Here is a 22924-nt window from a genome sequence, read left to right as displayed (position 1 = left end):
GAGACCTCCTTGTCCCCGTTCACACTATGTTGTCTCAGACAATCTGAAAACCCTGTGCGGGCCGTTATTTCTCCCTGTCGAGATTGTTGTTGACGCGGGTCAGCAGATCCTCGAGGGTGCGGATCTCCTCGGCGGTGAAGCCCGCGATGGCCCGCTGGTTGAGGTCGGCCATCCGCAGGCGTGCCGCGGCCGCGCGTTCGGCGGTTTCGGCGGTCAGCGTGATGGTCTGGCTGCGTGCATCGCGGGGGTGTGGTGTGCGACGGATCAGGCCATCCCTTTCCATGCGGGTGAGTAGTTGGGCCATGGAGGGCTGCTCGATGCCGGTGGCCTCGGCCAGGTCTTTCTGTGTCAGCTCCGAGCCCTCGCGGGTCAGTGCGAGCACGGGGACCTGGGCGTAGCGCATGCCGAGCGGTTTGAGTGCGGCGTCGCCATCGCGTGCGAGCGCGCGGGCGGCGCGATTGATCAGCTGGGCCAGGCTGGGCATCGACGGGGTGTCCATGCCAACACTTTACATAGGAGCCTATCTACTGTTACATAGGATCCTATGAATAGTCTTTCTTCCTCATCCATCGCCCAAGTCGTCATTGCCGGTGCGGGCCCGACCGGCCTCATGCTGGCCGCCGAACTCCGGCTCGGCGGCATCGATGTCGTCGTGGTCGAGAAGCGACCGGCGGGCACGGTCGGTGAATCGCGTGCGCCGGGCATCAATGCCCGCAGCATGGAGGTGTTCGCCCAGCGCGGCTTGGCCGAGGAGTTCCGCAGCCGCGGCAAGGTGCTACCCGGGGTGCTGTTCTCCGGCATCCCGATGGCCCCGCACAAGCTGGATCCCGACTGGCCCGCGGCGCTGATCCTGCCGCAGCACGAGACCGAGCGAATCCTGGCGGCCCGGGCCGTCGAACTCGGCGTCCGATTCCTGTGGTCCACCGCCGTCGCGGGGTTCGAGCAGGACGAGGAGGGTGTCGAGGTGCTGCTCGAAGGGCCGTCCGGAGTGGCGTCCCTGCGTGCCGATTATCTGGTCGGCTGCGACGGCGGCCATAGCGTAGTGCGGAAGATCTCCGAAATCCCGTTCCCCGGAGACGAACCGGTCTCGTTCTGGGTCGTCGGCGATGTGCACCTGGACTCCCCGCCCGACGGCAGGGGAGTCTTCGGCCGCAATGAGCGGATCGGCACCTATCAGATTTCGCGGGCCGAGGCGGACTGGTTCCGCCTGAGCCTCATGCGCGCGACGCCCCCGGCCGACCGCAATGCACCGGTCACCCTCGACGAACTGCGCGAGGTCATGATCGACGGCCTGGGCACCGATTACGGTCTGCGAGAAGCGCGTTGGATGTCGCGATTCTCCGACGGCTTCCGCCAGGTCACCCGCTATCGCCAGGGCCGGGTCTTCCTCGCGGGCGATGCCTCGCACACCCATTCGCCGATCGGCGGACAGGGCCTGAACCTCGGCATTCAGGACGCGGTGAACCTGGGCTGGAAACTCGCCGCCGTCCTCAATGGCACCGCACCCGACGCCCTACTGGACACCTACAACGAGGAGCGCCACGCCATCGCGTCCACCGTGCTCCAATTGACCAAGGCGCAAACAGGATTGATCAAGCCCGGCGCACAAATGGACGCCCTCCGCACCGAAGTAACGGCCATGCTCGCCGTCCCCGAAACCTGCCTCCGCCTCAGCGGCATCCTCAGCGGCCTGAACCTGCGCTACGACCTCGGCGACTCCCACCCCCTGATCGGCCGCCGCATGCCCAACCTGCCCCTACTCACCACCACGGGCCCAACAGACGTGTATTCCCAACTACACCAGGCACATCCACTCCTGATCAACCTCGGTTCCGCGGGTCTGACCGGCACCCCGGCCCCCTGGTCGGACCGCGTCGACTACGTTGCCGATCAACCGAAAACCCTTCAGGCCAACGGCAATTGGCATCTCCCTGTCTTCGGAGACATGCCCGCCGTCGACGCCGTCCTCGTCCGCCCCGACGGTTATGTCGCGTGGGTCAACCCCGCCACCGAACCGATCGACGAGGCCGCGCTGAACGCCGTACTCACCCGCTGGCTGGGACCCCATGCGATCTCATCGGTGTAGGTGCAGGCCGAAACCTGTGCGGCCTGCGGGCTCCAGGCCGTCCTTCAGGTGCAGGGAGGGGATTTCGTAATCGCCGAAGTTCTGGCGGCGGAAGGGGATTGGGTCGGTCGAGTTCAGAGTGAGTAGGCGGTTCTCCCAGGCCTTGGCGACATCCGGGTAGTCCTCGACGGTGATGCGATCGGTGCTGTACACCACGAACGGCGGCAGTACCTCGACGCCCGGGTAGTAGAGGATGCCGTGTTGGAAGGGGAACAGGAGGTCGTCGATCGGGCCGTTGATACCGCGGGCGGCATAGTGTGCTTCCGGGCCGCCGACGGTTACCGACAGCAGGGCCTTCTTGCCTGCGAGGGTGCCTTCGCCATAGCGCTCGCCGTATTGGGTGTCATTGTGTTCGCCTACGCCGTAGGCGAATCGGTAGGTGAAGACTCGGTCCACCCAGCCTTTGAGGATCGCGGGCATCGTGTACCACCACAGCGGGAATTGGAAGATGATCGTGTCGGCCCACAGCAGTTTTTCCTGCTCGGCGCGGACGTCCTCGGTGAGCGTGCCGGTTTCGAAAGCGCGGCCCGAGTCCGCGGCGACATGTAGCGGGCTCGAGGCCGCGGAGCCGTAGTCCGCGGCATTCACGACCGGGTTCCAGTTCATCGCGTACAGGTCGCTCACCCGCACCTCGTGCCCGGCTGCCTCCAAGGTGGATACCGCGAGGTCCTTCAGCGAGCTGTTGAGCGACTTCGGTTCCGGGTGAGCGTGAACGATGAGCGTCTTCATGGGAACTCCTTCGGATCGGATGCTTTCGATCCTGGGCGTCGCGGCGCCCGGCGTTCAGGGGCGCTTCTTCCACCGGACTGGACTTCCTGGTAATGGCAGGGCCACCTTCGTGGGCCGCGCCGCGGCCATACTGGGGTCATGGACGATCTTGCGGGCTTCCTGCGGACTCGGCGTTCCCGAGTCGACCCGGCCGCCGTCGGCATCCCTGCCGAAAGGTACCGCCGCGTCGAAGGACTGCGCCGCGAAGAGGTCGCGCACCTGTCCGGTGTCAGCGTCGACTACTACGTGCGCCTGGAACAGGGCCGCGCCACCCAGCCGTCCGAGCAGGTCCTCGACGCGCTCGCGGGAGTTCTGGGCCTCGACGAGACCGAACGCGAACACCTCTACCGGCTCGCCCGTCAGCGCCGCCGTCGCGCGAAGACACCGGGCGGGCGGATCCGGCCGGAGCTGCTGCGCACCCTCGATCTGGTCGCCGACGCCCCCGCGCTGATCGTGGACCACCGCCTGGATGTGGCGGCCGGTAATCGCTTGGCGGGTCTGCTCTACGGCCGCCCGATGCCCGGCCTCAATACCGCCCGGCACATCTTCCTCGAGGAAGCCGGGCGCGGCATCTACGCGGACTGGGAGCAGTGCACCCTCGACGTGGTCGGCCACCTGCGCCTGGCCGCCGGAAAATACCCCGACGACCCCCGCCTGGCCTCCCTCATCGGAGAACTCTCGATGGGCAGCGACCGCTTCCGCCGCCTCTGGGCCCGCGCCGACGTGCGCGCCCGCACCCACGGCCGCAAGGCCTTCCACCACCCACTGGTCGGCCTGCTGGAACTGCATCAGGAAAACTTCGGTCTCCCAGGCGAATCCGGTATGGAACTGATCGTGCTGTCCGCGGCCCCCGGCACTCCCGCCGAGGACGGGCTACGCCTGCTCGCGGGCCTCGGCGCGGACGACGCCGCCGAACACCTTGCCGGAACAGCAAAATTGCGTGCCAGGAAAGGCGAGGACTGGAAAGACTCGAATGCGTGAACGAACATGCGCCCACGCCGCTCCGGCCGTCCCCGCGCCGCCTCTTACGACCCCCGGTGACCGTCATCCTCGCCGTCCTGCTCATGATCGCCGCTTCGAGCTCTACCGCGCCCTGGACAAGGATGTCAGCGACACCGTGGCGGATGCACCGACCGATGTTCCGACCCTGCTCATGACCGCCCAGGGCCAACTCGATCCGATTCGAGCCACCGTTGCCCCGCGCATGACCAATATCGTGTGGGCGGTCGACGTCCCGCACGCGGGGCACTGGCTCGTCGAGGAGAACCCGGAATTCGTCACCGCGGAATTGCTGCGTTTCCTCGACGAGTGACCCAGGCCCCGAGTGGGTTTCGAAGGGCTACTGCGTGGACCCGGTCTGGGCGGGCTGCACCTGGACCGTGAAGGTGTCCAGGTCCGCCCCATTGCAGAACGCGTTCACCTGATGGGAGCCGCCGGAAATCCCGGTGACGGTCTTCGACGCCGTCCCCGGATCGGCGAATACCAGGAAATTCGAGTCCGGCACGATCGTGCCGTCCACTCGCACAGAGCAGTTCGCCCCGGCCCCGTCGGCCTGAACGGTCACCTCGATCTGGCCCACCCCGCCCACCGCGCTCGACCCGGTTGCCTGCGCCTGCGCCGGTGACATCCCGGCCACCGCCAACCCCGCACACCCCGCCGCTACCAACACACCCGCTCGGATTCGGTTCATGGCCCGGCACCCTACGTGACGAGACGGGGCAGACTCATCGGTTTATCGCCGACCCGGCGCGCCGCTCCGAGACGTGTCGGCGTTTCCACTCGGTGGGCTATGCGCTGGGCGGTGTCGGATTTGCTCGGGTCTCGGGGAGTTGTGCTTCGACCAGGGGAAGGCCGCCGAGTCGCTCCCGCATTCGCGATGCGATGTCAAGGATGGCCTCGGCTTCCGCGTCATGACCCAGGGCGATGAGCGCCCTGGCCTGGATCATCAGGAGCCGGACCTGGCCGCCGGGCTCGTGTGCGTCCTCGAGCGCTTCCATGCCGTCGGCCGCGTATCGGGCGGCGGTCGCGGCGTCGCCGGACCGCAATGTCACATCCGCCAAACGGCTCAGGGCCCAACCTTCTTCGAGTCTGCGGTGGGCGGCGCGCGCGATATCCACGGCTTCCCGGCAGGCCGCGAACGCGGGTTCGGTCGGTCCATCGCGCAGGGACAAGGCCCAGCCGAGTTCGCCCAGCGCCCAGGATTCCATACCGCGCGCGCCGATCTCCCGGCTCAGCACCAGCCCGCGCTCGGCGGCCTCGATGGCTTGATCGGCCAGTCCGCCGTAGCACGCCGTGCGGGCGGTCGAGGTCCAGCCGATCGCTTGCTGCCAGCGGTCGCCGAGCTGTTCGGCCAGTGTGATCGTGGTATGGAAATGCGCGATCGCGATATTGACGAAGCCGCCGACGGTCGCGGCGGTTCCCATGAGGAGCTCTGTCTGGGCGATGACCGGAAGATCATCGTGTTCGCGCAGCAGGTCCAGTGAGGAATGCAATTCCAGGTATGCCGCGACTCCTTCGCTGAGTCCGAGCAACTTCGCCAATGCCAGGGTGGTGCGCGCACGGCCCTCCGCCATCCGGTCACCCGCCGCGACGGTCGCGGCGACCAGGGCCGTCAGCGGGTCGACCAGTTGCGGCACCATTTCGCCGGCGTGCATGGTGCCGACGATGAGCATGGCCATATCCACACTGGTCGCCAATAGTTCCGTGTGACAGACGATCCCGCGATACAGCGCGAGCAGGTTCGACTGTTCGGCATCGAGCCACATACCGGTCTCGATGTCGTCGGCGAAGGTTATGCCGGGATGGGTGGCGGTGGCGAGGTGGTCGAGTCCCATGCCGGGATTGCGGGTGGCGGTGAGGTTCCGGACGGTAGCCAGATAGAAATCGACTGCGCGCGGCAGGACCACCGCCCGTGCGCCCTCCGGATCGGGCAGGTTTCGCGCGAAGGTCCGGAGCAGGTCGTGGTACCGATAGCGTTCTCGCTGCGGGGATTGCAGCATTCCGGCGTCCACCAGCGATTCGCAGAGCTGTTCGGCATCGTCCACGGCGGTGCCCAGGATCGCGGCCGCCATCGCCACCGGGATATCGGGACCGTCGAGCACGGAGAGCAGTTCGAACGCACGGGCCTCCTCGGGCGCCAAACCCGTGTAACCGGCCTGGAATACCGCATCGACGGTCCGGCCGTCGGAGCTGAAGGGAGCCAGGTCGTCGCTGGCGATCAGCCGTTCCACCTCGGAGGCGATCGTCCAGGTCGGCCGGGATGCCAAGCGCGCGGCCATGATTCGGATGGCCAGCGGGAGGTATCCGCACAGCTCGACCAGGCGGGCGACGGCCTCCGCCTCGTCGGCGACCCGATCCCGGCCGACAATCCGGCCGATCAACTCGATGGCCTCCGATTCCTCGAACATGGCCAGATGATCGATGCGTCCCCCGGCGAACGTGGTGATGGGCCGCCGGGAGGTGATCAGGGTCGCGCAGTGGCGGCTGCCCGGCAGCAAGGCGGACACCTGGGTGGAGTTCGCCGCATTGTCGAGGATGATCAATACCCGGCGTTCGTCCAGCACAGAGCGATACAGCGCGGACCGTTGCGCCAATCCGGCGGGAATATCGCTCTCCGTGACATCGAGGGCGCGCAGGAATTCGCCGAGCACCAGCTCGGGATCGGCGGGCGGCAATCCGCCCGCACCGTGCAGATCGACGAACAGCTGCCCATCCGGAAACTGTTCGGCCAGTTGATGACCGACCCGTACGGCCAAGGTCGTCTTGCCGAGTCCGCCCATGCCGGAGATGGTCTCGATCGCGGTGGATTCGGCGCCGAGAATGTCCTCGACGAGTCGGGTCACGGTCGCTTGGCGTCCGGTGAAATCGACTGCGTCGGGCGGCAATTGCGCGGGAGCCTGCGATTGCCGAGCCGCTCTGGTGGGCACGCTCGTCACCTCATCGGCGAGGATTCGCCGGTGCAGGTCCGTCAATTCATGGCCCGGTTCCAGACCCAGCTCGCCGATCATTCGCCGCCGCACATCCAGGAACACATTGAGCGCGTCCGTCCGGCGGCCGCCACGGTGGAGGGCGGTCATCAGCAAGGCCGGAAAGCGTTCATTGTGCGGCTCGTCGCGGAGCAGGGGCTGGAGTTCATTGATGGCCCGCTGATTGTCGCCCCGCTCTATCGCGATCTCGATCCCGGACACCAGCAATCCGGTGCGGAGTTCACGCAGCCGGGCCCGCTCGCCCGACACCCAAGGCCCCGCGAGACCGCCGAACGGATCCCCCCGCCACATCCCCAACGCCGCCTCGACCGCCTCACTCGCGGCCTCCCACCGCCGCTCACCGCGCGCCGCCTCCGCGACCGCCCCCCACCGCTCCACCTCGTCGAGATCCACCCACACACCGACCGCATCCGACAGCCGATACCCCCGATTCAGCGATTCGATCCCGGTCTCTCCCGGCCCCGCTATCGCCTTCCGCAGCGACCAAACATTGTTCCGCACGGCCCCCACGGCCGAGGTCGGTGCATTCCCCTCCCAGATCCCGCCGACAAGCTCCTCCACCGACACCGCCCGCCCCCGCCCGACCACCAGCATCGCCAGCACAACCTGCTGTTTCGGCTGTAGCGATAAGCGCCCACCCCCGTCGATCGACACTTCGACAGGCCCCAGCAGCGAGAGACGCAACATCCGCCGACTATCTCATTTGGAAGGATCACGCGGGCCACCTGGTGCGCTTGCCGTATCCAAGGCGAGGGCTCAGGTTGTAGCGCTCGATCACGTCGCCGAATTCGACGCCATCACCACCCACGCCGACCCGGCCGGGGCGGGGTCAGTTCCAGTCCGACCAGATCGGGGGCGGGCCGACGATGATGACGCCGTAGCTTTCGAGGAAGTCCAGGTGTTGGTCGTCTTGGCGCTCCTCGGCTGCGCCGATGCCCTTGAAATAGCCTTCGATCGCGCCGGGGGTGTTTCCCACCAGGACTTCGGCGGAGTCGGTGATCGACTGGAAGGTGTGTGGAATATTGCGGGGGCCGTACACGAATGAACCGGCGGGGGCCTCGGTGACGACGCATTCGGTCAGGGAGTACCCGCCGACCCAGAATCGGACGCTTCCGGACAGGATGACCCAGAACTCGTCCTCACGGGTGTGGTAGTGCAGCGGGGGCGCGTCGTCCGGGGTGCAGGAGGCCCGCATGACGGTGAGGGAGCCCGCGGTGTCCTGTTCCGACAGGGTCTGCTCGAAACTGCCTCCGTAGTACCGGGTTTCCGGCTGCGACCATGGTGCGCGAACTCCGACGGGGCCTGCGTAAACCATTGCGATCTCCTTTGCTGATGTTCGGGATCCGCATGAATCCCGAACACCAGCAAACCGATCAGGCATCAGCGGTGGATAAGTGGTTGATCACCGATCTCGATCCGCCGAGTGATCCGGCGGTGATCGGCTACCGCCTCCGGTACGCCGACCCCGCGGCCACGATGGCGACCACCGCGAGCCCGGCGCAGGTGAGGAATCCGATCGAGAACCCGTGCGACAGCGCGTCCGATACGACACCGGGTGACGGCGCGGTGCCGGTCAGTCGGTGCTGTGTCGCCCGGGACGCGATCGTCGCCAGCGCCGCGACTCCGACCGTGCCGCCCACCTGTTGCGCAGCGCCGAGCACTCCGGACATGACTCCCGAATCGGCCGCGGGAACTCCGTCGATGGCCGACAGCGTGACGCCGACCGTGACGCAGCTGACCGCCAACCCGAGCAGAATCAACCCGGGCAACAGCGTCGGGTAGGAGTCGCGGACATGCGCCGCCAACCAGAGGGCGACACCGAGGTAGCCGATCGCGCCCGCGACCATGAGCGGCTGCGGACCGGTCCGCACCACCAGCTGTTTGGCGATACCGGCCGCCACCAGCATGGCGAATCCGCACGGCAGGAACGCCAATCCCGTTTGCAGAGCCGAGAATTCGTGCACATCCTGCATCAGGCGGGTGCCGAAGAACAGGATCGGATACAGGCAGCCATAGGTTGCCGCCATGGTCACGATCGCGGCGCACCGCACGCGATCGTTCAATAGGCCGAGCGGCAACATCGGTGCGGCAGAGTATTTTTCGACAGCGCGGAAGATGAGCGCGAGAATTGCGGACATGGCGAGGAGCACCATCGTCAGTGGCTCTGTCCAACCATGCGCGCCCGCCCGAATCGCGCCGTACACCAGGCACGACAGGGCCGCGGTGCCGATGACGGCGCCGGGCAGATCCAGGCCGCGAGACCGTGCGCCCCGCGCGGCGGGCAGCGCCAGCGGAGCCACCGCGAGCAGCGCGATCCCCACCGGCACATTGACGAAGAAAACCCAACGCCAGGATAGGAATTCGGTGAATACCCCACCGAGCAGCTCGCCACCGATCGCGCCCAGTCCGGCCATTGCCGCGTACAGGGTCATGGCCCGCTGCCGCGCCGGGCCCGCCGCGTAGAGCACCGTCACCAGGGAGAGTGCCGCCGGTGCCACCGCGGCGGCCCCGAGGCCCTGAAGAACCCGTCCGGTGAGCAGAACCACAGGCGTGGTGGCCATTCCGCCGACCAGCGATCCCACGGTGAATACGGTGATGCCGAGCACGAACATCCGGCGGCGACCGAACAGATCCGCCGCCCGGCCACCGGCCAGAAGCAGTGCGCCGAAGACGAGCGTGTACGCGTCCACCACCCACGCCAGTCTGGAATCGGAGAACCCCAGCCCGCGCTGGATGGAGGGGATCGCGATATTCACGATGGCCACATCCAGCACCACCATGAACTGGGCGAGGCAGATGATCGGCAATGCCATGCGCCGCAGTCGATTCGACCCGGGATCAGATTCGACCAGGGTGTTCGATATGGACTGCCCGTCGATACGCGGTCGAGTCATCGGGAGACCTCCTGCGCGCCACGGGTCCGGTTCTCGAAGGTCTGGAGCCAGATCTCGCGACACCGGTTTCGGCGCAGTTTGCCGCTGGTGGTCACCGGTACGGTGCCTCGCGGTACGAGGTGGACGTCGGCGAGCGCCACACCATGTGTTGCCGCCACCGCCTGCCATACGGCACGCACCACCGCGCCTTCGGCTGTGGCGAAGGATGTTTCGGCCACCACTACGGTGCGTCCGTCCACCGTGAACGCTGCGCACGCATGGGAGCGAATCGCAGGGTGTGCCTTGGCCGCGGTTCGCTCCAGATCGGCCGGAAGGTGCCAACCGGACTCCAGCACAAGCAGATCCGCGCACCGGCCCAGGACGAACAGTTCACCGTCGATCAGGCAGCCGAGGTCTCCGGTGGGCAGCCAGCGGACAATGTCGACTCCCACGCCCGGTCTCGGTCCGGTCCAGTAGCGTCCCGTGACACTCGAACCGTTCAACAGAATCTCGCCGATCCGCCCGTCTGCGACGGGGTTGACGGTGCCCAGCTCGACGATCATGACCGAGACGCCGGGGCCGGGACGGCCACTCGACACCAGCGCGATGGTGTCCTCGGTTCCCGGACGTAATTCGCCGCCCGCCAAAGCCTTTCGATCCGCGTGCAGGACAACAGGCTCGACGCCCAGCGGCGCGATGCACACGTGTGCCACCGCTTCGGCGAGCCCGTATCCGGTATTGAGCACCCCTGCCCGCAGCCCCGCATCGGCGAAACCCGCGACGAATCCTGTCATTTTGACCGGATCCAAGGCCTCGGCGGCGATGCGTGCGATGCGCAAACTATCCAGCCGCAGGTCACCGCGCTGCTCGATGGGTATGCGCCGCAAGAGCATCTCGTAGCCGAATTCCGGCAGCGCGATAATGGTGGCGGCCCGCTCGGACACCAAGCGCAACCATCCGGCCGGGTCGGCGACGAAGTGCTGCGGTTGGGTCAGGACCGCCTCGAACCCGTCGAACAGCGGCTGGAGCACCTGGCTCACCACTCCGAGATCATGGAACAGCGGCAGCCACCCGACGAGGCGATCGTCCGGCGTGAGCGCGTGATCGGCGCTGGACAGGCGCAGGTTCGCCAGCACACTCGCATGGGTGTGCACCACTCCGCGCGGGGAACCCGTTGTGCCGCTGGTGTATTGCAGGTAGGCGATATCGGACGGCCGCACCTCCACCGGGATGTACGAGGCCGGGAGATGGGAGTATTCGTCCTCCGCCGGGTCGTCTGTCGCGAAAACCGCGAGCCCCGACGCCGCCAGCAGCGGTTGCCATTCGCTCACGGTGAGCACCAGTTCCGGCGCGCAGTCCGCCACAATGGCGGCAAACCGTTCGGCCGTCGCGCCGTGCAGCGGCGGTGGGCTGGGTACCGGGATCACGCCCTCGTACAGGCATCCGAAGAACGCCGCCACGAATTCCGGTCCGGTGGGGTAAACCAGCAGCGCCCGGCTGCCACGCGGTATGCGATTGCGCATATCCCGCGCGACCAGCCGGGCAGCGGCATCCAGTTCCGCCAGTGTCGGGGCGACCTCGCGCCAGTCCGGAAAGATCAGGGGTCGGGCATCGGGCTCGGATTGCGCACGCAGGGTGAGCATTTCGGTGAGAGTGTCGACTTCATGCATGCCTCCAGCCCACCGGCCGGGCATAAGCGTCCGATCAGAGCCCGCTCAGTGCGCCCGTCGCCTGGTTCAGGCTGTCGCGGCCTCGATCGGCAGCCCGCGAGCGCGCAGTGCGAGCTTGTCGACCTTCCCGATCGCATTGTGCGGCAGCGCATCCAGCAGACCGATGTGGACGGGCCGCTTGTACTTGGCCAACCGGCTCGCGCACCATGCGCTCAACTCGTCCGCCGTGGCCGGAGCGTCCTGGTTGAGCACCACGAAAGCAATGGGAATCTCACCGTATTTCGGGTCCGGCGCACCGACGACCGCCGCCTCGTACACCGCCGGGTGACCGCTCAGGACATCCTCGATCTCCTTCGGGTAGATGTTCTCCCCACCCCGGATGATCATGTCCTTGATCCGCCCGGCCACGATCAGGTAGCCGTCCTCGTCGAATCTGCCGATATCGCCGGTGTGCAGCCAGCCGCCGCGCAAGGCCTGCGCGGTCTCCTCCGGGCGATTCAGATAGCCGCGCATGACATTCGGTCCGGCGACGGCGATTTCGCCGAGCTCGCCGGGCGGCACCGGCACATCGTCCGGCCCCAGGATGGCGACCCGCTGGCCCGGGAACGGCAGCCCGACGGTTCCCGCCTTGCCGATGCCGAGCGGGGGATTGAGCGTCACCGCGCAGGTGGTCTCCGAAAGCCCGTATCCCTCACAGATTTTGATGCCGAATCGCGCCTCGAAGCCGGTCAGCAGCTCGGCGGAGGCGGGTGCGGCGCCACAGATCGCCAAGCGCACCGAGGAGGTGTCCGCGGTGACCTCCGGCGGCAGCGCCGCCAGCATCGCGAAAATGGTGGGTACTCCGGAGAAGTACGTCGGGCGCACGGTCTCGAGCGTGCGCAGGAAGGTGTGCGGTTCGAAGCGGCCGTGAATGGTGATCCGGCCACCGGCCCGCAGCGGCGCGAGCACGCTCACGACAATGCCGTTGACGTGGAACAGCGGCAGAATCAGCAGGGTGTGATCGCGCTCGTCGAATCCGAGGAATCCGTCCGCCAGCTCGAGCATGGCGAGCAGGTTGGCGTGATCGAGCATGACGCCCTTGGGTTTTCCGGTCGTGCCGCTGGTGTAGATCAGCAGTGCCAGCTCGGCCTCCACCGCGGGGGCGAGGTGCTCGATGTCCGACGCGGCGAATTCGGCCACCTCGAGAATCGGCGCATTCAGTGCGATCCCGTCGACAACCACGACGACCGCGTTCGAGTCCGCGATCTGGTACTCGGCTTCCGCGGCGGTCAGCGCGGGATTGATCGGGGTCACGGCCGCGCCGAGCCGCCAGGCGGCGAACATGAGCACGACGAATTCGACCCGATTGCCCAGCATCAGCGCGACCACATCGCCCGCGCCGACCCCTCGCGCGGCCAGGACGGCTGCGGCACGGCGCGTTTCGATGAGGAACTGAGCGTTGTCCAGGGCCCGGTCGTCGTCGGCGACGCAGGGCAGATTCGGCGATTCTTCGGCGCGAAGATCGGGTAGAGCGGCGAAGTGCATGTGTGTGCCCCTTTGGTTAAAAATATGAAGGCCTTAAAGTACGGCTTCGGCGAGACGGCTCACATCGTCGATGTCATCGGTGGCCGGGTTGAAAATCAGCTCGTCGATACCCGCATCGGCGTAGATCCGCACGGTTTCGCGGAGCGCCTCGGTCGCACTCTGGACTCCGGAAGCCATGGCGGCGGCACTTTGGCTGCCCAGCATGGAGTAGTAGTCGTGGACATTGGCGTGGCCCGCACCGGGATCGCCGAATGCGAAGTAGGACACCGCGACCAGGCGTGGCGCACCGGAGCGGCCCGCGTCCTTCCAGGCGGCTCGGGCCATCTCGAATGCGCCCAAGGCCATTGGGGCCGGAGCCGACGGACCGATGTAGCCCTGCCCCAGCCGTGCCATGCGCGCGTATGCCGCGGGTGCGAAAGCACCGAACAGCAAAGGGATCTCGCGAGTGCCCCGGGGCACCGCGGGATTGTCGCCGCCGACCGGCTTGCCCTGCCATATCTCCCGATAGATCTCGACGTCAGCGTCGAGCCGTCGTCCACGACCGCGGTGCGGCTGTCCGTCGGCGACGAAGTCGTCGGGCCGCTGATCGGTGCCCACGCCCAGGCCGAGGGTGAGCCGTCCACCCGAGACGCCGTCGATCCCCGCGGCCTCCTTGGCCAGCAGGGCCGCAGGCCATACCGGGCCGACCAGGATGGTGCTGATCAGCCCGATCCGAGTGGTCGCACCCGCCGCCGCGGCCAGTGCCACCGTGTCCATGACGCCCGGATAGGCGATGCGCCCGGTCGTGGCGAGCGATGAGAAGCCCAGGCTCTCGGCGCGCGTCGCCCATTCCGGGATGACCGTCGGGCGCAGGTCACGGACCTGATTGGGGAGTCCAATTCCGATTTTCACCGGTTTCTCCTGTGTTCGAGTGGTGGTTATGCGGCCAGGCCGCTACGAAGCAATTCGATGGGGCGGAACGGGTACCGCTGTGGATCGAGCAATGCGATCGTGCTGGTCAGTGCGAGCAGACCCGCGGCGTCGAGGCCGGGGCGCACCGCGTCGGCGTCCTGTGCGCGTTCGAGCAGACGGGTTGCCGAGGCGGTGAGCGCCGCATGCCAGCGTTCGAAGATCGGGCCCACATGCTCCGGACCGCATCCGGTGACCGCGAGTGCCAGCGGCGGTACCGAACCGACGTGATCGGCGAAGCGATCCAGCCAGGCGAACAATGCGGTCTCGGCATTCGGTGTGTCGAGTAATTCCGTTGCGAGCCCGATCAATTCATTGGCTTGGTCCTGGTACACGACCGCCAACAGGTCGGTCCGCACCGGAAAATTGCGGTAGAGCGTCGTGCTGCCCACGCCCGCGCGCCGCGCGACCTCATCCAGCACAAGATCCCAGCCGCGCTCGGAGATGAGTTGCCGGGCGGCGGACACGATGCACGCGGCGTTCCGGGCTGCATCCGCACGCCGCACCGGCATCAGATCGAGCACAGCGTTTATTTCGGGCACAGCATTTATTTCGGGCACAGCGTTCAGTTCCCGTAGAGACGAGCCTCAGCACGGGCGTGGGCCCGGCGTCCGACGAGCCGCCACAGCACGCGCGCCGGAACGGGAGCCTTGGCCAGGAAGGCCTTTCGCTCCTCGGGGGTGGCGACGGCCAGCAGTGAACTCAGCGCGGGCAGCAGATCCTTCTTCGCCAGCTTCTCCAGCCCACGCTCGCCCAGCTCCTCCCATTCGGCGACGGTGAGGTGCGCGGCGGCCAGGGGCAGGATCGTCTCCTCTTCCTCGGTCATATGCGCATCCACCACCGATCCCAGTTCCTCACACAGTCCGGCGGCGCGTTCGCGGATGTCGGCGTCGACATGGACATCCAATTCATTCAGTGCCGCGGTGAGTTTCGTGGTGAGAATGTCGAGCTGGTGATGCTGGTCCGTCATTCGGGAGATCGCCTCGGGCAGCGGGATGACCCGTTCCCGCAGTTTCGGCCACAGCAGGTCGTCCTCGCTGCTGTGATGCACCTCGAGCCCGGTCAGCAGGAAGCGCAGATGGTCGACGACCAGTCGAATGCGAGCCGTGTCACCCTCGCGCAGTCCGCGAATGAGCGCGGGCGCCCGGTCGAAGTTGTGCCGGAAATTGCGGTGCACCACGATCATGTCCTGCACGTCCGGCCTGGTATCCGCGATCGCGGGCATGGTCATCTCCTTCTCGTCGGCGCGGGTGATCCACCCGCCGGTTTCGATCATGCTGCGGGCTGATCACCGGCCGATAAGTGTTTGGTCAGTGACCCGGAAGCTTGGGTCGGCGCGGCGGAAAGAAGAGGTTGCCGCGACGGCTGCGGTCGCGCAGGGCCGCGCTGCGCCAGGTGAGCACCGGGTGGCTGGAGATGAAATTGGCGAACACGGTGAACAGGCCCCGCTCGGTGTACGCGGCTTCGGTGAACTCGTTCACGTCGACGACGCGATTGAGGTATTTCCCCGCCGCGAGCGTCGCCACCATGCCCGCCGCGCCTCGGTGGTTGTACGCGTAGCCGTAGTTGTCGGCGGTGTACTCCTGGGCGCGAATCACCGAGTTGCCCGCCATCGGGACCAGCCGGACGAGGGTCTCGCCCACCTGCCGCCAGAACGAGGTATGCCCGGCCGCGATATGGCCCACCTCATGGCCGATGACGAATGCCAGCGCGTCGGGATCCCTGGTGCTGTCGCCGAGTTCGAACAGGTCACTGTTCACCACGACGAAGCGGCGGAAGCCGTGCCCGGTGGCGTGCGCATTGATCTGGCCCTGGCCGATCAGCACATACGCGTCGGGAACCCGCTTCATGCCGAAGCGGGCGGCCGCCTCCTGAACCATGCGGTAGCCCTCGGGGAATTGGGTCGGCGACATCTTCACCGAGTCGACCCGCAATTTCGCCGCCTGCATCCCACGCGCGAAGTACAGGGCCAGCGGGGTTCCCAGGACGCCCCAGGTCACCGGTTCGGGCCCCTCGGCGTAGGCCACCAGCAAGGTGGCGATCACGACCAGTGCCATCAGCAGGCAGGCGATGGTCAGCAGCGGGATTTCCCACGGATGCCGGTCGGGCTTGGCGTATGGTGAAATAGCTTGCGGGGTAGGGTAATTCGCGAGGTGTGTCGGTGCGGGATACATCACCGTTGCGACGCTAGGGTCGGAAGATCAGCGTGTGATCAGTGGCAGATCAGCGCGATCTCGAACAGTGCGGTGAGCGGTTCAACGGGTCGCTTGCAGGCGGTCGTATGCGCCGTAGACGCGTTGCGCCGCAGCGACGTTCACATCGGCTCGGTCCGAACTCAAGGTGGTGAACAATTGGGCAACCTCCTTGTGGAAAGAGGCCGGGCTGGTCGGATCGTCGACGTCTCCGCCGACCGTCTCGGATTCGACGAAGTACTCGACGCCTTCCGCGTCCCGCCCTTGATCCGCCAGCACCGCCGCCAGTAGCCGGGTGGACATGTACAGCGAAAGTGGATCGCCGGTGGCGCGCTCGCGCCGAATCGCTTCGCGCAGATCGGTTTCCGCCGCCGCCAAGTCGCCGCGAATATAGGCGAGCCACGCGCGCGCGTGCCAGGCGCGGGCCCGCCAGGGCTCCGGGCCGTCGTTTCGCTCGGACGCGGCGACCGCCCGGTCCGCGAGTCGTTCCACTTCCCGCTGATGGGCGGGACCGGGGAAGAGGCCGCTCATTGCGATCACCGAGAGCGCGTCGACGACGATATGCGATCCACTCGGAATGTCGCGCAGCACATGAGAGAAGGCCGCGACCAGCAGCGTGTGCTCGCTCAGCAGCCAGGCGCGCGCCGCGTCCGCGTCGGCGAACCGCATGCCGGTGTGCTCCGTCGAGAACAGATTCGTGACGACCGAGGTGACCGGCGCGGTCGCGCTCATGGCTCGCAGCAGGGTGGCATACAGGAAGTCGACGAGCCGCATCAGGGCCGCGTCCCGATCCGCGGCGGACTCTTCCTCTCGCGCGCGGCCGACGGCGAACAAGCGCACCAGGTCGTGGAAGCGATAGCGGTCGTCGGCATGCGGTTCCAGCAGACCGGCCGCCACCAGATCTTCGAGCAGGTCCTCGGTTTCGGTTTCGGACCGGTCGAGCAGGACCGCGGCGACGGCGATCGGGAAGTCGGGCGCTTCCAGCAGCGCGCAGATCCGCAGCGCCCGCGCCTGCGCCGGAGTGCGGGCCTGGTACCCGACTCGGATAGTGGCTTCCACCGACACGTCTCCGACGCGCAATTCGTCGAGTCTGCGCCCCTCATCGCGTAACCGCGTCAGCAGCATGCCCAGCCCGCGTTCGGGCCGTGCCGCGGCGCGGGCGCCGAGAATGCGCAATGCCAAAGGCAGTTGCCCGCACGCCCGGACGAGTTCGCGCGCCTGTCCCGGTGCGACGGCGACCTGCTCGCCGCCGATGAACCGCGCCAGCATTGCCACCGCCTCGGATTCATCGGGTAGTGGCACCTGGAAACGTGCCGCTCCCGGTGGTGCGAGCAGCCGGTGCCGGGTGGTGATCAGTGCGGCATTGCCGGACGTGCCGGGAAGCAATGGCGTGACCTGCGCGGTGTCGAAGGCGTTGTCCAGCAGGACAAGTATTCGGCGATCGGCCGTCAGGGTGCGATAGGCCCCGATGCGTGCGGTGCGGGTCGCGGGAATCTCGGCGGCGGGCAGGCCGAGCGCGCGCAGGAAATCGGCGAGCACATCGGCGGAGTCCGCGGGCTCCTCGCCGTCACCGCGTAGATCCACATACAGCTGGCCGTCCGGGTAGTCGTCGCGAATGCGATGCGCGACCCGCAGCGCGAGTGAGGTCTTGCCCACTCCGCCGATACCGCTGAGTACGGTGACCGCGAGCGCATCCGCGCCGGGCCGCAGGGCGGCACGAATCCGATCCTGCAAGAGTTCGCGACCGATGAAATCCGCCGGGGCGGGCGGAAGCTCGCGCGGATGCACGGCAACCGGCTGCCTCAGGATGGAATCGGTTGCCGCCGAGACCGATTCGCCACCGTGTGATCGCGCCTCGATCTCAGACTTCGCGGGAGCCGCGAGATCACCGGCGAGGATCTGCTGCTGCAGGGCGGCGAGATCCGGGCCGGGCTCCACGCCGAGTTCCTCGATGAGGGTCCGGCGGATATCGGCGTACACCTCGAGCGCCTCGGCCTGCCGCCCCGAGCGCGACAAGGCGGTCATCAACTGCACGCGCAGACCCTCATCGAAGGGATATTCGGCGGTCAGGCTCATCAGCTCGCCGATCAGTTCCGCATGCCGCCCCAGTACGAGGTCCAGCTCTATCCGCAGGCGTCGCACCGCGAAGTGCTGTTCGAGGAGCCGAGCCCGATGCGCTTCGGCATACGGTCCGGGCACTCCCGACAGCGGTTCGCCGCGCCACACCGGTCGCAGCGAGATCAGTAGGGCGTGGGCGCGGGCCGGGTCACCGGCCGCGGCCACCTCGGTGGCCAGGCGGAAAGTGTCGGCGAAGGTGTCGCTATCGACCGCACCCGCGGGAAGCCGGAGGGTGTAGCCGTCTCCCGCCGAGACCAGGATCTCCGGTGGGGTGCGGGACTGGCGGTCGGGTTCGAGGACGGTGCGCAGGTCGGCGATGTGATTGCGGATCGCCCCGGCGGCGCGGGCCGGTGGTTCCGTCCCCCAGACGGCGTCGATCAATTGCGCCAGGCTCGCGGTGTGGTTGTGCTGCAACAGCAATGCGGCCAGTACGGCCTGTCGCTGTGGAGATCCCACGTCGAGCGCTGCCGTGCCGCGGTGGGCGGTCAGCGGTCCGAGCACCGCGAACCGAATCTCATTCATCCCAAAATCCTAAGCGTAGGTCACGACGGGAATATCCCTGTATGGGTCGAGGTTGGTTGCCACGTCCACCAAATTAGCAAGGAGTATCTCATGACCACCACCACCGCTCTCGCCGCCGGAACCTGGACCATCGATTCGGCGCACTCCACCCTCGGTTTCTCCGTCCGCCACATGATGGTGAGCAAGGTCCGCGGCCGCTTCACCGACTTCTCCGGCAAGCTCGTCATCGGCGAGGACGGCTCCACCAGCGCCGAGGCCGAGATCCGGGTGGACTCGGTGACCACCGACAACCCGCAGCGCGACGCCCACCTGCGCACCGCCGACTTCTTCAATGCCGAGAACTTCCCGCTCGCCACCTTCAAGTCCACCGGATTCCGGTTCGAGGGCGGGGACTTCGTGGTCGACGGCGAATTCAGCATCGGCGGGGTCACCAAGCCGGTCTCGCTGGAGGTCGAATACCTGGGCGTGAACCCGGGCGTGGGTCAGGGCGCGGTCGCGGGCTTCGAGGCCAAGACCGTCATCAATCGCCGTGACTTCGGCATCACCATCGATATGCCCCTCGCCGACGGCGGCGCGGTCATCGGCGACAAGATCACCCTGACCCTCGGCATCGAGGTCGTCCGCCAGGACTGAGCGAGGTCGACTGCTCTCGCACGGCATGGTCCGCCCGTAGGCCACCGGATATCCGGTGGCCTACGGGCATTTTCGGTGGGCGGTGATCAAACGCTGATTCGTAGCTGATGCCGGTTCGGTGTCCTTGTCTCGAGACGATTCGAGAACCGAGAGGGCATCACCATGGTTTACAGAGGTCCTGCGGGAGTTCGCGCTTTCCGCACCGCGATCGCATCGGCATCGGCCATCGCCGCGCTCTTGCTCACCGGATGCGATGACAGCGACACACAACCCATGCTGTTCCCGACCGGACCCACCGGCGTATTCGACTCGGCGAAACTCGGCGGCCCCGCCACCTGTGACACGACGAATACCACGGTCCACGTGCGCGAGATCTCTCGTCCGATCAATCACCTGGTCCTCGAGCTCACCAATATCAGCGCGGCATCGTGCGCCGCGTACTGGTATCCGCATCTGCGCTTCGACGACAATCCCGCCGCGATACCCGCCATGCCGGACAGCCGACCGCAGTCGGTGGTCGAGATCGCCCCCGGTGCATCGGCTTTCGCGGTGCTGCTGAAGTCCGCGGCGAACAATCCCGAAGTGGTTCCGGCGCAACGGATCACCATCACCTACTCCGACCGGAATGGTGACGAGACCACCGGCAGGGTCGAGTTCCCGCTCCCGGACAACACCAATATCGGGCGCGCTGCCAAGGTTTCCTGCTGGCAGAGCGACCTTCAACAGGCGCTGGTGTGGTGAACAACCCTTCTTCGGATCCCAAACGGCTGCTGTGGCTGCTGGGGTTGATCGCTCCGGGTTGCGCATTGCTTCCCTCACAGTTGGTGTTGCGCACCGGGTTTCCGGTGTTCTGGTGGATCGGTCCGATCATCGTGTTGATCGTGATCCCGGTGCTGGACCGGGTGGTGGGCGAGGACGGCGATAATCCGCGCGACGAGGATTACGAACGGCTCTCGGGCGACCGGTACTACCGGTGGTGTACCTACCTGTTCCTGCCGATCCAACTGGTGGGCTTGGGGATCGCGTCCGCCATGTGGGCGGGCAGCGATTTGAGCGTTATCGACAAACTGGGTCTGGCCGCGACGGTCGGCGTGGTCAGCGGCATCGGGATCAATGCCGCGCACGAACTCGGGCATCGGACCGAACGTCTGGAACGGTGGCTAGGGATGGTCGCGCTGGCGCAATCGGGGTACGGGCACTTCTATGTCGAGCACAACCGGGGTCATCACGCCCGGGTGGCCACGCCCGAGGATCCCGCCAGCGCGCGGTGGGGGGAGTCGCTGTGGGAGTTCCTGCCGCGCAGTGTGCTCGGCGGGCTCCGCTCGGCTGTGCATTTGGAGCGGGAACGACTGCGGCGCAAGGGATTGCGCTGGTGGAGCCGCCGCAACAATATTATGCGGGCCTGGTCGATGACCTTCGCGCTCTATGGGGTGCTGCTGATCGTGTTCGGCCCGGAGCTGCTGCCATACCTGTTGTTGCAGGCGATCATCGGCATCGGGCTCCTGGAGACGGTCAATTACGTCGAGCACTATGGCCTACTGCGAGGTCGGCGACCCAATGGGCGATGGGCGCGGTGCTCACCCGCCGACAGCTGGAACTCGGACCGATTGGTCACCAATATCTTTCTGTTCCACCTGCAACGGCACAGCGATCACCACGCGAACCCCGGCCGCCGCTACCAGACCCTGCGCACCACACCCGAATCGCCGCAGCTCCCCGCCGGTTACGCCACCATGATCCTGCTGGCGGCAATCCCGCCCCTGTGGCGGCGCGTCATGGACCCGCGGGTGCTGGCCCACTACGACGGCGATCTCGACCGAGTCAATATCGCGCCGGGCAAACGGCATGGCCGCTCGACCGCGAACCTGATCCCACGCTGATCGAACGCTTACGCCGGGCGCACAGTGTGAAGTCCTCTCCCGCAAGGGTTCATCGAGGAAAAGACATCATGAAGTATCTGAATGGCAGATCGCGTTGGCTGTCGGTCCTGGCGCTGGCCGCCGTGGTCGCGGCTTCCGCCACCGGCTGCGCCGCATCGAACTCCACCGCTGCCGACACGACCACGGTCACCGTCGACACTGGTTCCCTGAAGGGCCGTGAGGACGGGGAAGCCCGTCTGTTCCAAGGCATTCCGTATGCGGCGGCCCCGGTCGCGGAGCGGCGCTGGCAACCGCCCGCATCCGCCGCCCACTGGGACGGTGTTCGCGACGCCACTTCGCCCGGTGCGCGCTGCATGCAGGCTCCCGACGGGCACGGCTTGCTGCCGGTCAACCTGGCACCCGCGTCGACCCCCGAGCCGACCAACGAGGACTGCCTGTTCCTCAATGTCCGCACTCCGGCCAAGGCCGCCGATTCGCCACTGCCCGTGATGGTCTGGATTCACGGCGGATCATTCAGCGGTGGCAGCGGAGCCGCCTACGACACCACTCGGCTGTCCGAACAGGGCATCGTCACGGTCACCCTCAACTACCGCCTCGGCAGCCTCGGCTTCCTGGCCCACCCCGACCTCGATACCGACGGCACCGGCGGCAATTACGGACTGATGGATCAGCAGGCCGCCCTGCGCTGGGTGCAGCGCAATATCGCGGTATTCGGTGGTGATCCGGCCAAGGTGACCATTGCGGGGGAGTCCGCGGGCGGTGTCTCGGTCTGTGGGCATCTGGCCGCGCCCGGTTCGGCGGGCCTGTTCCGTGCGGCCGTCATGCAGAGTGGCCCCTGCGGTTTCGCGGTACCGCATCAGGTGGCGGTCGACACCAGCGCCGCTTACGCCACGAGTCTGGGCTGCACCGCGAACGTGGCCGACTGCCTTCGCAAAGTCCCGGCGGACAAGCTCGCCGCCACCCCGGTGAACTTCCCGGTGTGGTACGGCCACATGTCGGCGGGTACCGGATATTGGCTGCTGCAAGGTGGTTCGGTGCTGCCCGAGCATCCCGCCGTCGCCGCCACCCGCGCCACGGTGCCGGTACTCATCGGCACCAATCGGGATGAAATGCGGATGGGCGTGTACCTGGGCTTCGAATCGCAGCATCAAACCCTCGGCGCGGCAGCCTATTCCGCCGCCGTCGCCTCGGTCGACAAGGACGCACCCGCGCAGTATCCGCTGAGCGCCTACGAGAGCCCCTCGATCGGCTACGGCGCGGCCGCCACCGACGCCTGGGTCTGTGACGTCAATACCATGGCGCGCCAATTCCCCGCCACAACACCGGTTTTCGCCTACGAGCTCGCCGATTCCGCCCCATTCCCCACCACGACATCGTTCCCGATGGGTGCGTACCACACCGGCGAACTGCCTTACTTGTTCAACGTTGCCGACCTCCCGGTGACCCTGGACCAGCAGCAACGGCAGCTGTCGGATCGCATGATCCGCTACTGGGCGAACTTCATCCGCACCGGAGACCCGAATGCCTCCGGTCTCACCGAATGGCCCATGGCCACAACCGGTTCCGTTCTCTCCCTGGCGGCCGAACAGACCGCGATCGACACCAAGTTCGAGAGCCGCCATCACTGCGGCTTCTGGACCCAGCGACCGCAGCCCTGACCGTCCGTAACCCCCGGGCCGCCTCGC

At 66.9% G+C, this 22924-nt stretch carries 20 protein-coding genes; 7 read left to right on the top strand and 13 right to left on the bottom strand.

Translation table 11 applies throughout. From position 1 onward, the window contains the following. Positions 1–64: 64 nt before the first annotated feature. A complete protein-coding gene (locus AB0N05_RS01400) occupies positions 65–499 on the bottom strand; it encodes a MarR family transcriptional regulator (RefSeq protein ID WP_364685953.1) in 435 nt (144 codons plus the stop codon). Positions 500–544: 45 nt separating this feature from the next. Here AB0N05_RS01400 and AB0N05_RS01395 point away from each other — a divergent pair, with 45 nt between their 5' ends. Next, entirely contained in the window at positions 545–2086 is a 1542-nt protein-coding gene (locus AB0N05_RS01395; protein ID WP_364685950.1) for an FAD-dependent monooxygenase, read from the top strand. Here AB0N05_RS01395 and AB0N05_RS01390 read toward each other — a convergent pair. After that, positions 2075–2854 (bottom strand): NAD(P)H-dependent oxidoreductase, encoded by a 780-nt coding sequence (locus AB0N05_RS01390; protein ID WP_364685947.1) that lies wholly within the window; start codon positions 2852–2854, stop codon positions 2075–2077. The genes AB0N05_RS01395 and AB0N05_RS01390 overlap by 12 nt on opposite strands. 138 nt (positions 2855–2992) lie before the next feature. On the opposite strand from AB0N05_RS01390, the gene AB0N05_RS01385 reads away from it, so the two are divergent. After that, positions 2993–3874 (top strand): helix-turn-helix transcriptional regulator, encoded by an 882-nt coding sequence (locus AB0N05_RS01385; protein WP_364685944.1) that lies wholly within the window; start codon positions 2993–2995, stop codon positions 3872–3874. Next, positions 3867–4205 carry an alpha/beta hydrolase gene (locus AB0N05_RS01380; protein ID WP_364685941.1) on the top strand — a complete coding sequence of 113 codons (339 nt, stop codon included), beginning with the start codon at positions 3867–3869 and terminating at the stop codon, positions 4203–4205. Before AB0N05_RS01385 ends, AB0N05_RS01380 begins: the two co-directional genes overlap by 8 nt. A gap of 27 nt (positions 4206–4232) precedes the next feature. Here the strand turns inward: AB0N05_RS01380 and AB0N05_RS01375 are convergent, their stop codons facing one another. The 11 genes from AB0N05_RS01375 to AB0N05_RS01325 all read right to left on the bottom strand — a co-directional run bounded on the left by AB0N05_RS01375 (position 4233) and on the right by AB0N05_RS01325 (position 18726). Next, positions 4233–4583 carry a hypothetical protein gene (locus AB0N05_RS01375; RefSeq protein WP_364685938.1) on the bottom strand — a complete coding sequence of 117 codons (351 nt, stop codon included), beginning with the start codon at positions 4581–4583 and terminating at the stop codon, positions 4233–4235. 97 nt (positions 4584–4680) lie between these two features. Beyond that, a complete protein-coding gene (locus AB0N05_RS01370; protein WP_364685935.1) occupies positions 4681–7566 on the bottom strand; it encodes a BTAD domain-containing putative transcriptional regulator in 2886 nt (961 codons plus the stop codon). A 142-nt stretch (positions 7567–7708) separates the two neighbouring features. Continuing rightward, positions 7709–8194 (bottom strand): cupin domain-containing protein, encoded by a 486-nt coding sequence (locus AB0N05_RS01365; RefSeq protein WP_364685932.1) that lies wholly within the window; start codon positions 8192–8194, stop codon positions 7709–7711. Positions 8195–8321: 127 nt separating this feature from the next. Next, positions 8322–9773 carry an MFS transporter gene (locus AB0N05_RS01360; RefSeq protein WP_364685929.1) on the bottom strand — a complete coding sequence of 484 codons (1452 nt, stop codon included), beginning with the start codon at positions 9771–9773 and terminating at the stop codon, positions 8322–8324. Then, on the bottom strand, positions 9770–11422 hold the full coding sequence (locus AB0N05_RS01355) for an AMP-binding protein (protein WP_364685926.1): 1653 nt from the start codon (positions 11420–11422) through the stop codon (positions 9770–9772). Before AB0N05_RS01355 ends, AB0N05_RS01360 begins: the two co-directional genes overlap by 4 nt. A 66-nt stretch (positions 11423–11488) precedes the next feature. Further along, a complete protein-coding gene (locus AB0N05_RS01350; protein WP_364685923.1) occupies positions 11489–12946 on the bottom strand; it encodes an AMP-binding protein in 1458 nt (485 codons plus the stop codon). A gap of 33 nt (positions 12947–12979) precedes the next feature. After that, a complete protein-coding gene (locus tag AB0N05_RS01345) occupies positions 12980–13837 on the bottom strand; it encodes an LLM class flavin-dependent oxidoreductase (RefSeq protein ID WP_364685920.1) in 858 nt (285 codons plus the stop codon). 26 nt (positions 13838–13863) lie between these two features. Next, the gene (locus tag AB0N05_RS01340) at positions 13864–14418 is read right to left on the bottom strand and encodes a helix-turn-helix domain-containing protein (protein ID WP_364685917.1); all 555 of its coding nucleotides are present in this window, start codon (positions 14416–14418) and stop codon (positions 13864–13866) included. Between the two features lie 41 nt (positions 14419–14459). Then, positions 14460–15170 (bottom strand): hemerythrin domain-containing protein, encoded by a 711-nt coding sequence (locus AB0N05_RS01335; RefSeq protein WP_364685914.1) that lies wholly within the window; start codon positions 15168–15170, stop codon positions 14460–14462. 34 nt (positions 15171–15204) lie between these two features. Then, positions 15205–16068, bottom strand: coding sequence for a M48 family metallopeptidase (locus AB0N05_RS01330; RefSeq protein ID WP_364687415.1), 864 nt, complete (start codon positions 16066–16068; stop codon positions 15205–15207). 81 nt (positions 16069–16149) lie between these two features. Continuing rightward, on the bottom strand, positions 16150–18726 hold the full coding sequence (locus AB0N05_RS01325; protein WP_364685911.1) for a BTAD domain-containing putative transcriptional regulator: 2577 nt from the start codon (positions 18724–18726) through the stop codon (positions 16150–16152). A 90-nt stretch (positions 18727–18816) separates the two neighbouring features. On the opposite strand from AB0N05_RS01325, the gene AB0N05_RS01320 reads away from it, so the two are divergent. From AB0N05_RS01320 to AB0N05_RS01305, 4 genes are all read left to right on the top strand, one after another. Then, positions 18817–19359 carry a YceI family protein gene (locus AB0N05_RS01320; RefSeq protein WP_364685908.1) on the top strand — a complete coding sequence of 181 codons (543 nt, stop codon included), beginning with the start codon at positions 18817–18819 and terminating at the stop codon, positions 19357–19359. A gap of 162 nt (positions 19360–19521) precedes the next feature. Further along, positions 19522–20100 carry a DUF4232 domain-containing protein gene (locus AB0N05_RS01315; protein WP_364685905.1) on the top strand — a complete coding sequence of 193 codons (579 nt, stop codon included), beginning with the start codon at positions 19522–19524 and terminating at the stop codon, positions 20098–20100. Further along, complete coding sequence (locus tag AB0N05_RS01310; RefSeq protein WP_364685902.1) at positions 20097–21239, top strand: alkane 1-monooxygenase; 1143 nt, start codon at positions 20097–20099, stop codon at positions 21237–21239. Before AB0N05_RS01315 ends, AB0N05_RS01310 begins: the two co-directional genes overlap by 4 nt. Positions 21240–21307: 68 nt before the next feature. Continuing rightward, a complete protein-coding gene (locus AB0N05_RS01305; RefSeq protein ID WP_364685899.1) occupies positions 21308–22897 on the top strand; it encodes a carboxylesterase family protein in 1590 nt (529 codons plus the stop codon). Positions 22898–22924: the final 27 nt, after the last annotated feature.

The sequence above is a fragment of the Nocardia sp. NPDC051030 genome (genome assembly GCF_040683015.1).
Taxonomy (GTDB): Bacteria; Actinomycetota; Actinomycetes; order Mycobacteriales; family Mycobacteriaceae; genus Nocardia.
This window is presented reverse-complemented; position numbering and strand designations above follow the sequence as displayed.